Origin of the sequence: Streptomyces europaeiscabiei (assembly GCF_001550375.1) — a bacterium.
In the GTDB taxonomy this organism is placed as follows: domain Bacteria; phylum Actinomycetota; class Actinomycetes; order Streptomycetales; family Streptomycetaceae; genus Streptomyces; species Streptomyces europaeiscabiei.
In genome coordinates, this window is the sequence record NZ_LRTR01000142.1 from 1 (window position 1) to 13,319 (window position 13,319).

Genomic DNA, 13,319 nt, shown 5'->3' on the forward strand with positions numbered 1-13,319 from the left:
GAAAGGGCCTGCGGCCCTTCAGGGGCGCGGGGAACTGCGCGACCAGCCCCCACCGGACCCTCGCTCGGGGGTCGAAGGGGCACAGCCCCTGGGATGGGACGGGTAGGGGCGGCGGGGGCGCAAAAGGCGGGGCCGGGCCACCCACGTGACCAGGCCCCGCCTCCGCGAGAGAAAGAAACCTCAGACCAGGTTGACCGACCGCGCAGACGTCGCGCCGATCTCCTCCGCGACCTCCGCGAGCACCTGCTGGGGAACCGTGTCGTCGACGGTCAGCACGGCGAGCGCCTCGCCACCCGCCGCGGAGCGGGCGACCTGCATACCGGCGATGTTGATCCCGGCCTCACCGAAGACCCGGCCGACGGTACCGACGACACCGGGACGGTCGACGTAGCTCAGGACAACCATGTGGTCGGCGAGCGCGAGGTCCACGTCGTAGTCACCGACCGCGACGATCTTCTGGTGGTGCTTGGGCCCGGCCAGCGTGCCGGAGACCGACACCTCCTCGCCGCTGCCGAGCGTGCCACGCACGGTGACGACGTTGCGGTGGTCGGGCGACTCGGAGCTGGTGGTCAGCCGGACCTCGACGCCACGCTCCTGGGCGAACAGCGGGGCGTTGACGTACGACACCGTCTCGTCGACGACGTCCTCGAAGACACCCTTGAGGGCGGACAGCTCCAGCACCTTCACGTCGTGTTGGGTGATCTCGCCGTACACCTCGACGTCGAGGCGGACCGCGACCTCACCGGCCAGCGCGGTGAAGATCCGGCCGAGCTTCTCGGCGAGCGGCAGGCCCGGCTTGACGTCCTCGGCGATGACACCGCCCTGCACGTTCACCGCGTCCGGGACCAGCTCGCCCGCGAGGGCCAGACGCACGGACCGCGCCACCGCGATGCCCGCCTTCTCCTGGGCCTCGTCGGTGGAGGCACCCAGGTGCGGGGTGCAGACGACCTCGTCCAGCTCGAACAGCGGCGAGTCGGTGCACGGCTCCTTGGCGTACACGTCGAGGCCCGCGCCCGCGACCCGGCCCTCCTTGAGCGCGGAGTACAGCGCGGCCTCGTCGACGATCCCACCGCGCGCGGCGTTGACGATGCGCACCGACGGCTTGACCTTCGTCAGCGCCTCGTCGCCGATCAGACCGACCGTCTCGGGGGTCTTCGGCAGGTGGACGGTGATGAAGTCGGAGACCTCGAGCAGCTCGTCCAGCGACAGGACCTTGACGCCCATCTGCGCGGCCCGCGCGGGCTGCACGTAGGGGTCGTAGGCGACGACCTTCATGCCGAAGGCGGACATGCGCTGGGCCACCAGGGCACCGATACGGCCGAGGCCCACGACGCCGAGGGTCTTCTCGGCCAGTTCCACGCCCGTGTACTTGCTGCGCTTCCACTCGCCGTTCTTCAGCGCCGTGTTCGCCTGCGGGATGTGGCGGGCGGTGGCGAGGAGCAGACCACAGGCCAGCTCGGCGGCGGTCACGATGTTCGAGGTGGGGGCGTTGACGACCATCACGCCGGCCTTGGTGGCGGCGGAGACGTCCACGTTGTCCAGGCCGACGCCGGCGCGCGCGACGACCTTCAGCTTCTTCGCGGCGGCGATCGCCTCGGCGTCGACCTTGGTGGCCGAGCGGATCAGGATGGCGTCGACGTCGGCGATGGCCGGGAGCAGTTCGGCTCGGTCCGCTCCGTTGACGTTCCGGATCTCGAAGTCCGGGCCCAGCGCGTCGACGGTGGCGGGCGACAGCTCTTCAGCGATCAGTACGACTGGTTTCGCGCTCACGTGAGTCCTCACAAGTCCAATGCTGCGGACGGCCGTCCCGACGGCCGCAGGCGGTGGAGGGGAGTGACACCCGGAATTCCCCGGTGTCGCTTGACCGCGTGGAAGACGCACGACGCTGTGGGCCTGACGCGTATGTAGTGCAGCAGTGTAGTGGCGCCGGGGGCGTCGCCTCACGCCACTGCGGAAGGATCACCCGGACGGGAAACAAGGCCGGCCGTGGCACCGGGTGATCCCCGCCACGGCCGACCTCAAGAGGTCACGCCTCTTCGTCGTTGACCCACGACATGAGCTTGCGCAGCTCCTTGCCCGTGGTCTCCAGCAGGTGCTCGGAGTCCTGGGTCTTGTACTCGTTGTACTTCTTCAGACCGCCGTGGTACTCGTCCATCCACGCCTGGGCGAAGGTGCCGTCCTGGATCTCGGCGAGGATCTTCTTCATCTCGGCCTTGGTGGCGTCCGTGATGATCCGCGGGCCGGTGACGTAGTCGCCCCACTCGGCGGTCTCGGAGATCGACCAGCGCATCTTCTCCAGGCCGCCCTCGTACATGAGGTCGACGATCAGCTTCAGCTCGTGCAGGCACTCGAAGTACGCGATCTCCGGCTGGTAGCCGGCCTCGGTCAGCGTCTCGAAACCGGCCTTGACCAGCGCGGCCGTACCACCGCAGAGAACGGCCTGCTCACCGAACAGGTCGGTCTCGGTCTCCTCGGTGAAGGTCGTCTTGATGACGCCGGCACGGGTACCGCCGATGCCCTTGGCGTACGACAGCGCCAGCGCGAACGCGTTGCCCGTGGCGTCCTGCTCGACGGCGGCGATACACGGAACGCCGCGGCCCTCCTCGTACTGGCGGCGGACGAGGTGGCCGGGGCCCTTGGGGGCGACCATGCAGACGTCGACGCCGGCCGGGGGCTTGATGAAGCCGAAGCGGATGTTCAGGCCGTGGCCGAAGAACAGCGCGTCGCCGTCGTTCAGGTTGTCCTTGATGTGGTCCTCGTAGACCTGGGCCTGGATCGGGTCCGGGACGAGGATCATGATGACGTCGGCCTCGGCGGCGGCCTCCGACGGGGTCACCACGCGCAGGCCCTGCTCCTCGGCCTTCGCCTTGGACTTGGAGCCCTCGTGCAGACCCACGCGGACGTCCGCGCCCGAGTCGCGCAGGGACAGCGCGTGGGCGTGGCCCTGGCTGCCGTAACCGATGACCGCGACCTTGCGGCCCTGGATGATGGACAGGTCGGCGTCGGCGTCGTAGAACAGCTCGGCCACTTTGGGTTCTCTCCTTGAGTGCAGGTGTTGCGTCCCACCGTATGACGGCGAGCGGAATGAAAGTCTGCGGGTCTCGGCATACGGGCGGCCCGGCGTCACCGGCCGCCCGTATCGAGTGTCAGGCCGACCGGTCCAGGGCGCGCAGCGAACGGTCCGTGATCGAACGCGAGCCGCGGCCGATCGCGATCGTGCCGGACTGGACCAGTTCCTTGATGCCGAACGGCTCCAGCATCTTGAGCATGGCGGTCAGCTTGTCGTTGGACCCGGTGGCCTCGATGGTGACGGCCTCCGGGGAGACGTCGACCGTCTTGGCACGGAACAGCTGGACGATCTCGACGATCTGGGAGCGCGTCTCGTTGTCGGCGCGCACCTTCACCAGAACGAGTTCCCGCTGAACGGCGGAGCCCGGCTCCAGTTCGACGATCTTCAGGACGTTGACGAGCTTGTTGAGCTGCTTCGTCACCTGCTCCAGCGGCAGTTCCTCGATCACGTTCACCACGATGGTGATGCGGGAGATCTCGGGGTGCTCGGTGACACCGACCGCGAGCGAGTCGATGTTGAAGCCGCGACGGGAGAACAGGGCGGCGATCCGGGCCAGGATGCCGGGGGTGTTCTCCACCAGGACGGAGAGCGTGTGCTTGGACATGTCTCGTTCAGTCTCTCTCGCTCAGTCGTCTTCGTTGTCGCCGAAGTCGGGGCGGACGTCCCGGGCGGCCATGATCGTGTCGTTCGAGGTGCCGGCGGCGACCATCGGCCACACCATCGCGTCCTCGTGGACGACGAAGTCGACGACGACCGGACGGTCGTTGATCGAGTTCGCCTCCTCGATGACCTTGTCGAGGTCGTCCGGGGACTCGCAGCGGATCGCGTAGCAGCCCATGGCCTCGGACAGCTTCACGAAGTCGGGGACGCGGGTGCCGCGGGCGTTCGGATTGACGTCGTCCGGGCCGCTGTGCAGGACGGTGTTGGAGTAGCGCTGGTTGTAGAACAGGGTCTGCCACTGGCGGACCATCCCGAGGGCGCCGTTGTTGATGATGGCGACCTTGATCGGGATGTTGTTCAGGGCGCAGGTGGTGAGTTCCTGGTTGGTCATCTGGAAGCAGCCGTCGCCGTCGATCGCCCAGACGGTCTGCGCCGGGGCTCCGGCCTTGGCACCCATGGCGGCCGGGACCGCGTACCCCATCGTTCCGGCGCCGCCGGAGTTCAGCCAGGTGGCGGGCTTCTCGTACTGGATGAAGTGGGCGGCCCACATCTGGTGCTGGCCGACGCCCGCCGTGAAGATGGTGCCCTCGGGGGCGAGCTGTCCGATGCGCTCGATGACCTGCTGCGGGGAGAGCGAGCCGTCGGCCGGCTGGTCGTAGCCGAGCGGGTAGGTCTCGCGCCAGCGGTTGAGGTCCTTCCACCAGGCGGTGTAGTCGCCCTGACCGCCCTCGCTGTGCTCCTTCTGCACGGCCTGGATCAGGTCGGCCACGACCTCGCGGGCGTCACCGACGATCGGCACGTCGGCGGCGCGGTTCTTGCCGATCTCGGCCGGGTCGATGTCCGCGTGGACGATCTTGGCGAACGGCGCGAAGCTGTCCAGCTTGCCCGTGACCCGGTCGTCGAAGCGGGCTCCGAGGGCGATGATCAGGTCGGCCTTCTGCAGCGCGGTGACGGCGGCCACGGAGCCGTGCATGCCGGGCATGCCCAGGTGCTGCGGGTGGCTGTCGGGGAACGCGCCGAGCGCCATCAGGGTGGTGGTGACGGGCGCGCCGGTCAGCTCGGCCAGCACCTTCAGCTCGGCCGTCGCGTGCGCCTTGAGGACGCCGCCGCCGACGTACAGGACGGGCCGCTTGGCGGCGGTGATCAGCTTGGCGGCCTCGCGGATCTGCTTGGCGTGCGGCTTGGTCACCGGGCGGTAGCCGGGCAGGTCCATGGCCGGCGGCCAGGAGAAGGTGGTCTTCGCCTGGAGGATGTCCTTGGGGATGTCGACCAGGACCGGCCCCGGGCGGCCGCTGGAGGCGATGTGGAACGCCTGCGCGATCGCCTGGGGGATGTCCTCCGCCTTGGTGACCAGGAAGCTGTGCTTGGTGATCGGCATCGTGATGCCGACGATGTCCGCCTCCTGGAAGGCGTCCGTACCGATCGCCTTGGACACGACCTGCCCGGTGATCGCGACCAGCGGCACGGAGTCCATGTGCGCGTCCGCGATCGGGGTGACCAGGTTGGTGGCGCCCGGCCCGGACGTCGCCATGCACACCCCGACCTTGCCGGTGGCCTGCGCGTAACCGGTGGCCGCGTGCCCGGCGCCCTGCTCGTGGCGGACCAGCACATGGCGCACGCGCTTGGAGTCCATCATCGGGTCGTACGCCGGCAGGATGGTGCCCCCGGGGATGCCGAACACCGTGTCGGCCCCGACCTCCTCAAGCGAGCGGATGAGGGACTGCGCACCCGTCACGTGCTCGACGGGGGTGGACGGTCCTCCGGATCGGGGCCGCGGCTGCGGATGGTGGGCCCCGGTGGCCTGCTCGGTCATCGGCATTCTCTTCTCGATGCTGAGGGTGTTTTGCGAGGTTTGTGCGGTGCGTGGCTCACGCCGGACTGGTGCCCGTGCAACAAAAAACCCCTCCTTGCCACGAGGCAAGCGAGGGGAGCGCGTCGGGTACGGTCGCTGGGGATTCCGGATCGCCGTCCGGTGGGTCCCAGCTTCAGCCGACGCGCTTTCCAAGTACGAGGATTCGAGTGCGCATGGCACTGACCCTCCCCCCGGCGCGCACCGCGTGTCAAGTGGGTGGGACGGGAGTCTCATTATGTGAGCGAAGGGCACTTCCGCCTCCGTAGACAGCGGTCACACCACCTGTGTACACCCCCGCCCCACCCCCCGCGAACGCGGGTTCCGCCGGTCCGGAGGGCACCGGGAAGTGCCCCAGGGACAGGGCCCGGCGGAGGCGGTACTCGTCCAGCGGTCCGGAGAAGGCGGCGCCCTGGCCGTGGGTACAGCCCATCGCACGCAGGGCGACGACCTGCTCGGGCAGATCCACCCCGTCGGCCACGGACTGCAGCCCCAGGTCGTCGGCGATGCGCAGCAGCCCACGAGTGATCTTCTGCAGCCGCGTGGACTCCACTACCCCCTCGACGAGACCGCGGTCCAGCTTCAGTACGTCGACGGGGAGCCGACGCAGTGCCGTGATGGCCGCGTGGCCGCTGCCGAGGCCGTCCAGGGCGATCCGGACACCGAGACGGCGAAGGTGGTTCAGCCTGCGCTCCAGCTCGTCCGGCGGGCCCTTCAGGTCGGTGTCGGACAGCTCGACGACCAGGGAGCCGGAGGGCAGCCCGTAGCGGGTCAGGAGCGTCTCCACCGAGCCGGGGGGCAGTGAGCGGTCCAGCAGACGCCGGGCGCTCATGCGCACGGACACCGGTACGTTCAGGCCGCTGGTGAGCCGGTCGGCGGCCTGCTCGACGGCCTGCTCCAGCATCCAGCGGCCCAGCTCCGCGGTCTTCTCGCTGTCCTCGGAGACCCGCAGGAACTCGGCGGGCGTGAAGAGCACCCCCTGGGACGAGCGCCAGCGGGCCGCGGTCGCGACCGACGAGATCCGGCCGGTCTCCAGCTCCACCACGGGCTGGTTCAGCAGCATGAACTCGCCGTCGTGCAGCGCGGCCCGCAGCCGGGTGGCCAGCTCGGCCTTGCGTACGACGTCCTGCTGCATCTGTGGCTTGTACAGCTCGACACGGCCCTTGCCGGACGCCTTGGCCCGGTACATGGCGAGGTCGGCGTTGCGCAGCAGCTCGCCCGCGCCGAGGCCGGGCTCGGCGAAGGAGACGCCGATGGAGGCGGCGACCCGGACATCGTTGCCGTCGATGGTGTAGGGCTGAGAGAGGGCGACCCGCAGCCGGTCGGCGAGTTCCAGGATGTGCTGTTCCCGGGCGGTGCGGTCGCGGGAGCCGTCCCCGACGATGAGGGCGGCGAACTCGTCACCGCCGAGGCGGGAGGCGGTGTCCCCCTGCCGGACGGCGTCCTGCAGTCTGCGGGCGGCCTGGACGAGCAGCTCGTCCCCGGCCTGGTGCCCGATCGTGTCGTTGACGGCCTTGAAGCCGTCGAGGTCGATGAAGAGGACCGCCGTGTTGCGCAGGGCGACACCGCGGTCGGAGGAGCGGCGGCCGGAGAGCGCCTGCTGGACGCGCTTGGTGAACAGGGCGCGGTTGGGCAGGTCCGTGAGCGGGTCGTGCTCGGCGTTGTGCTGCAGCTGGGCCTGCAGGCGCACTCTCTCGGTCACGTCCCGGCTGTTGAAGATGAGGCCGCCGTGGTGGCGGTTGACCGTGGACTCCACGTTCAGCCAGCCTCCCCCATCGCCGGCCTTGAAGCGGCACTCGATCCGGGTGGTGGGCTCCTCGGCCGGGCTGGCGGCGAGGAAGCGGCGCACTTCGTGGACCACGCAGCCGAGGTCCTCGGGGTGGATGATCGAGGCCAGCTCCTTGCCCACGAGGTCCTCGGCGGGGCGGCCGTACACCCCGGCGGCGGCCGGGCTGACATAGCGGAGGATGCCGTTCGGTGCGGCGATCATGATGACGTCGCTGGAGCCCTGGACCAGGGAACGGAAGTGGTTCTCCTTCTGCGCCAGTTCCTGGGTGAGGGTGATGTTGTCGAGGAGCATGATGCCCTGGCGCACGACGAGGGCGAGCACGACGGTGCAGGCGGTGATGAGCACCACGCGGTCGACGCTGCGGCCGTTGAGCACGTTGTAGAGGATGCCCAGGGTGCAGACGGCGGCGGCGAGGTAGGGAGTGAGTGCGGCCAGGGATCCGGCGATGGGGCGGGTGGCCGGATTGCGACCGTGGACTCCTCCCTGGAGGAGCACGTGCGCGTGCCCTCCCTGCGGGCCGTCGTGCCGGTGGCCGGGCTGGACCTCGTGGCGGTGGCCCCGCTGCACGTCGTGGCGCTGGCCCGGGATGTGTTCGTGCACCACGCGCGCGTGCCCGCGCTCGTCCGTCTGTCCGTGCCGCCGACCGGCCCAGGGGGCGTAGGCGAGGAGCAGGGAGCCCGCGAACCAGCCGGCGTCGAGGAGCTGGCCGGAGCGGTAGCTGGTGTGCAGCAGGGGTGAGGTGAACAGGGCGTCGCACATCACGGTGAGCGCGAGGGCGCCGATCGCGGTGTTGACCGCGGGGCGGTGCCTCGCGGAGCGGCGGAAGTGCAGCGCGAGCACCATGCTGACCAGGGCGATGTCGAGCAGCGGGTAGGCCAGCGAGAGCGCGGTGTGCGCGGTGCTGGAGCCGTCGAGCTGGGCGGTCTGGGCGAGCGCCAGACTCCAGGAGATGGTGACGAGGGAGCCGCCGATGAGCCAGGAGTCCAGCGCCAGACAGACCCACCCGGCCTTGGTCACGGGCCGCTTGGCGAGCACCAGCAGGCCGACGATGGCGGGAGGCGCGAAGCAGAGGAAGAACAGGTCCGCGTAGCTCGGCTCGGGCACGGGCCGCTCCAGGACGACCTCGTACCACCCCCAGACACCGTTGCCCAGGGCCGCCATGGCGGAGGAGAGGGAGAACAGCAGCCAGGCGGGTCGAAAGCGGCTGCGGCGCCTGCGCGCGTAGCGGAAACAGGAGACGGCGGCCGCGGCGGCGGCGGCGCTCAGCCCGAAGTCACCCATGACAAGGGCGACTTGCTCATTGCCCCAGCCGAGCGCGGCGCCGACGGCGTAGGCCGCGCAGAGCAGGGCGAGGACCAGCTGGGCCCGCAGGCTCGCGCCACCGCGGCCGGGCGACCGTCCGCCGGGCGGCATCGGACCGGGCAGCGGCTTGGCCGCCCGGAACGTGGGGCTCAGCGTGGAGGCGGAGGACTGGCGGGGACTCACCGGGTCTCCCTGGTGAGCACCGCTCCCGTGTCACGCTGGTCCCGGTGCATCGGGTGGGTGTGCCTTCTGCGGTTGCTGTGCCTGTGGTGATGACCGTGACCGCCGTGACCGCCGTGGCTCCCGTGCCGGTGCCTCCGCGTCGCAGCTCGCCAGGGCCGCCGTCGGCAGCTCCGCCGCGTCGGATCGTTCGTCCATAGGCCGTGCATCGCCCGTCGCCCCCCTCGCTGTCTCAAGTCCGTCCCCGGCGCCGAACGATGCGCGGCGCAGCCCCTGTCGGGACGATACACCAGTATCGTCACTCAGGGACATAGTTCCTCTACGCTCAGTGACCACCTCTGGCAACACGAGCACGGTCCGCTTCCGAAGGAACGCGGAGGGTGCCCGAAGTGGATTACACGACGTCCGTCTCGCCCGTCGTAAGGACCACGTTGCGCAGTGGCTCCCGGTTCACGAATCGCCCCAACTGGTCCACCAGCAGCCTTTTGGCACGCGGCAGGAAGGCCGAGGTGGGGCCGCCGACGTGCGGGCTGATGAGCACGCCGGGCGCGCGCCAGAGCGGGTGCCCCGGCGGCAGCGGCTCCGGGTCGGTGACGTCGAGTGCCGCGGTGATGCGTCCGTTGTCCAGTTCCGCGAGCAGCGCCTTGGTGTCGACGACGCCTCCGCGGGCAACATTGACCAGGAGGGCCCCGTCCTTCATACGGGCCAGGAAGTCGGCGTTGACCAGGCCTTTCGTCTGTTCCGTGAGCGGAGTGGAAAGGATCACGACATCCGCCTGCGGCAGCAGGGCGGGTAGTTCGGTGAACGAGTGCACCGGTCCGCGCGCCGTGGTGCGCTCTGAGCGCGCGACGCGCGCCACCCGCGCCACCTCGAAGGGCACGAGCCGGTCCTCGATGGCGGCGCCGATCGCGCCGTAGCCGACGATCAGGACGGTCCGGTCGGCTAGCGCGGGACGGAAGTCGCCCTGCCAGCACTCCTGTTGCTGGGCCCGTACGAAGTCCGGGACGCCGCGCAGTGAGGCGAGGGTCAGAGTGAGCGCGAGCTCGGCCGTGCTGGCCTCGTGCACTCCCCGCGCGTTGCACAGCTGGACCCCGGGAGCGAGCACCGATAGCCGGGCCAGGACGTCGTCGACACCCGCCGTGAGCGTCTGGACCACCCGCAGGTTCCGCATGTGCTCCAGCGGGTTCACCTTCACCGGCCAGCGCTTCATGTAGGGCACCACGTACAGGACGCAGTCCGCGGGGTCGCCCGGATACGGCTGTGTGCCGTCCTCACCACCGTCCCAGAAGAGGTAGCGGGGACCCTGCGGGAGCCCCTCGATCTCGTCCGGCGGGATGGGGAGCCACACGTCGGCGGTCACGCCCGCGGCCGGGTCGGCAGTCTCGTCAGCAGTCATGCCCGGAGGCTATGTCAGGTACCCGGCACGGCAGAGGTTAGGTTGGGGGTCGGGAGAGGGAGGGTCACGACCAGGTGGAGCGCAGGACGATCGGCGCGGCGACGCTCGACGTGGGGGCCGTAGGACTCGGGTGCATGCCGATGAGCTGGGCGTACACCGGGTCGCGGCAACGGGGCGACGAGTCGATGCGGACGGTGCACCGGGCGCTCGACCTCGGCAGCACGCTGCTGGACACGGCCGACATGTACGGCCCCTTCACCAACGAGCTGCTGGTGGGCCGGGTACTGAAGGAGCGCCGCGCGGAGGCGTTCGTCTCCACCAAGGTGGGCCTGCTGGTGGGTGAGCAGCACATCGTGGCCAACGGCCGCCCCGGCTATGTGAGACGCGCATGCGACGCCTCGCTGCGCCGGCTCCAGACCGACGTCATCGATCTCTACCAGCTCCACCGGGCGGACCCCGAGGTGCCCGTCGAGGAGACATGGGGCGCGATGGCGGAACTCGTCCAGGCCGGGAAGGTGAGGGCGTTGGGTCTGTGCGCGGTGGGCGCGCGGGCGGGCCGCCGGCCCGGCGCGGGCATGTACGACACCACGATCCGCCAGCTCCGTCGGGTCCAGCAGGTCTTCCCGGTGAGCGCCGTGCAGGCGGAGCTGTCGGTCTGGTCCCGGGAGGCCCTGGCCTCCCTGCTCCCCTGGTGCGTGGCCCGCGGTATCGGGTTTCTCGCCGCCATGCCCCTGGGGAATGGTTTCCTCACCGGCACCCTGACGCCCGGCGGGGGCTTCGAGCGGGACGACCTCCGCGCCCGCCACCCACGCTTCACCGCCGACATGATGGCCGCCAACCAGGCCATCGTCGTCGGCCTCCGTCGCGTCGCGGCCCGGCACGGGGCGACCGTGACCCCGGCCCAGGTCGCTCTCGCCTGGGTCCTGTCCCTCGGCCCGCACGTGGTCCCGGTGCCGGGCAGCAAGCAGGCACGGTGGGTGACGGAGAACGCGGCCGCCCACGCCCTGCGCCTCACGGCCGAGGATCTGGCCGAGGTGGCGGGCCTTCCTCCCGCGCGGGGATCCTGGGACTGAGGGGACGACTGCCGGGCCGTGCGTCAGGCGTCGTGCGCGAGGCGTCGTGCGCGAGGCGTCGTGCGCGAGGCGTCGTGCGCGAGGCGTCGTGCGCGAGGCGTCGTGCGCGAGGCGTCGTGGCGAAATATCTGCTTGATCGGGCCGAGGTGGAACCTGTGGGGCGCTCGCGGTGTAAGACAAGTAGAAGCTCCACGCCGAAGGGATCGTGATGGTGCAACGTCGAGTGGTGAAGGCCGCGTTGGCCGCAGCCGTGCTCCTGGTGACGACCGGCTGCTCCTCCGACGAGGGAGACAAGACGGACGCCGCCGGCAGCTCACCCCCGAGCAGCAGCAGTTCCGAGTCGCCCCCGCCCGAGCAGGCGGCCGACGCGGCGCCCCCCGCCAAGGGCTCGGTGAAGGTGGTCCGCACCGTCGCCGAGGACCTCGACACTCCCTGGGGCCTCGCGCCCCTGCCCGAGGGCGGGCTTCTCGTGTCCTCCCGTGACGAGGCCACGATCAGCAGAATCGACGAGGAGTCCGGCAAGGAGACCGTACTCGGGGAGGTCCCCGGCGTGGCCCCGGCCGGCGAGGGCGGCCTCATGGGCATCGCGGTCTCCCCGGAGTACGCCTCCGACCACATGATCTACGCGTACTTCACCTCGGAGTCCGACAACCGGATCGTGCGGATGCTGTACGACCCCGAGAAGCCCGCGGGCGAGCAACTCGGCGCCCCCGACACCATCCTCCGCGGCATCCCCAAGGGAACGAACCACAACGGCGGCCGGCTCGCCTTCGGCCCCGACCAGATGCTGTACGCGAGCACGGGCGAGCGGTACGAGGGTCCCCTGGCCCAGGACAAGGACTCCCTCGGCGGCAAGATCCTCCGCATGACCCCGGACGGCGAGCCGGCCCCGGGCAACCCCTTCGACAACTCCGTCGTGTACTCGTACGGCCACCGCAACGTCCAGGGGCTCGCCTGGGACGGCAAGCAGCGCCTGTGGGCCTCGGAGTTCGGCCAGAACACCTGGGACGAGCTGAACCAGATCCGTCCCGGTGGGAACTACGGCTGGCCGGAAGTGGAGGGCAAGGGCGGCAAGTCCGGGTACATCGACCCGGTGGCCGTCTGGAAGACGGACGAGGCCTCCCCCAGCGGCATCGCCATGGCGGAGGGCTCGGTCTGGATGGCTGGCCTCAAGGGGCAGCGCCTCTGGCGCATCCCCCTGGACGGCACCAGGACCTCCGCCGACCCCCAGGCCTTCCTCGAAGGGGACTACGGCCGCCTCCGCACGGTCGTCTCCGCCGGCGGCGACAAGCTGTGGCTGGTGACGAGCGAGACGGACGGCCGGGGCTCCCCGGAGGGCGGCGACGACAAGATCCTGGAGCTGGAGGTGAAGTAGACCCGCCCGCCCCTACTCCTCGGCGAGGCGCTCCTCGGCCTCTTCCGCCACCGGCTCGGGCGGCCGTACGACGACCTTCCCGGACGCGAGGTCTATCGGTCCGCGTCCGGGGTCGTTGTCCCCTACGTCCTCACGGGTCAGTTCCAGCCGCTTCTGCTCGTCACGGGTGTGCTTGCGGCCGGGTGCGAACAGTTCCTCGAAGGCGTTGAACACAGCTCTTCCTCCCCCAGGGCCGCGAGGCGGCGGACGGTCGGTCCCGGTCGAACAGCGGAGCCTCGGCGGTCCTCCCTGCCATCATCCCGCCGCAAGCCGCTCCCCGGCCCCCTCAGGGAACAACCTCAGCCGATGGGCCACCGCCGCCGCCTCGCCCCGGCCCGAGACGCCGAGCTTGGCGAGGATGTTGGAGACGTGGACGCTGGCCGTCTTCGGGGAGATGAAGAGTTCCTCGGCTATCTGGCGGTTGGTGCGGCCGACGGCCACCAGGCGGAGGACGTCGTGTTCGCGGCCGGTGAGGCCGAGCGCGGCGACGGGGTCGGTGGGGGTGAGCGCGGCCTCGGGGGCGCGGCTCAGGGTGAGACGGGCGCGGCGGGCGAGGAGGGCGACCTCGTCGGCGAGCGGGTGGGCG

General features: G+C 70.4%; 10 protein-coding genes. 2 read left to right on the forward strand and 8 right to left on the reverse strand.

From position 1 onward, the window contains the following. Positions 1–180: 180 nt before the first annotated feature. The 6 genes from serA to AWZ10_RS06565 all read right to left on the reverse strand — a co-directional run bounded on the left by serA (position 181) and on the right by AWZ10_RS06565 (position 10,246). Positions 181–1,770: a phosphoglycerate dehydrogenase gene (serA, locus tag AWZ10_RS06540; protein WP_046710007.1), complete on the reverse strand. Its 1,590-nt coding sequence runs from the start codon at positions 1,768–1,770 to the stop codon at positions 181–183. Positions 1,771–2,026: 256 nt separating this feature from the next. Continuing rightward, a complete protein-coding gene (gene ilvC / locus AWZ10_RS06545; RefSeq protein ID WP_037695847.1) occupies positions 2,027–3,028 on the reverse strand; it encodes a ketol-acid reductoisomerase in 1,002 nt (333 codons plus the stop codon). 118 nt (positions 3,029–3,146) lie between these two features. Then, positions 3,147–3,674: an acetolactate synthase small subunit gene (gene ilvN / locus AWZ10_RS06550; protein ID WP_037695846.1), complete on the reverse strand. Its 528-nt coding sequence runs from the start codon at positions 3,672–3,674 to the stop codon at positions 3,147–3,149. Positions 3,675–3,695: 21 nt separating this feature from the next. Next, positions 3,696–5,543 carry an acetolactate synthase large subunit gene (locus AWZ10_RS06555; protein ID WP_107084620.1) on the reverse strand — a complete coding sequence of 616 codons (1,848 nt, stop codon included), beginning with the start codon at positions 5,541–5,543 and terminating at the stop codon, positions 3,696–3,698. Positions 5,544–5,790: 247 nt separating this feature from the next. Then, positions 5,791–8,853, reverse strand: a complete 3,063-nt coding sequence (locus AWZ10_RS06560; protein ID WP_060890642.1) for a putative bifunctional diguanylate cyclase/phosphodiesterase — start codon at positions 8,851–8,853, stop codon at positions 5,791–5,793. 391 nt (positions 8,854–9,244) lie between these two features. Next, entirely contained in the window at positions 9,245–10,246 is a 1,002-nt protein-coding gene (locus AWZ10_RS06565) for a 2-hydroxyacid dehydrogenase (protein WP_173531615.1), read from the reverse strand. A gap of 74 nt (positions 10,247–10,320) precedes the next feature. Here AWZ10_RS06565 and AWZ10_RS06570 point away from each other — a divergent pair, with 74 nt between their 5' ends. After that, positions 10,321–11,319 (forward strand): aldo/keto reductase, encoded by a 999-nt coding sequence (locus tag AWZ10_RS06570; protein ID WP_060890643.1) that lies wholly within the window; start codon positions 10,321–10,323, stop codon positions 11,317–11,319. A 208-nt stretch (positions 11,320–11,527) separates the two neighbouring features. Then, positions 11,528–12,694 carry a PQQ-dependent sugar dehydrogenase gene (locus tag AWZ10_RS06575; protein WP_060890644.1) on the forward strand — a complete coding sequence of 389 codons (1,167 nt, stop codon included), beginning with the start codon at positions 11,528–11,530 and terminating at the stop codon, positions 12,692–12,694. Positions 12,695–12,706: 12 nt separating this feature from the next. Here AWZ10_RS06575 and AWZ10_RS06580 read toward each other — a convergent pair whose 3' ends face one another. Continuing rightward, positions 12,707–12,907, reverse strand: coding sequence for a DUF6191 domain-containing protein (locus AWZ10_RS06580; RefSeq protein WP_037695830.1), 201 nt, complete (start codon positions 12,905–12,907; stop codon positions 12,707–12,709). A gap of 81 nt (positions 12,908–12,988) precedes the next feature. Next, the coding region (locus tag AWZ10_RS06585) for a helix-turn-helix domain-containing protein (protein ID WP_167365920.1) at positions 12,989–13,319 on the reverse strand (331 nt) is incomplete at its 5' end.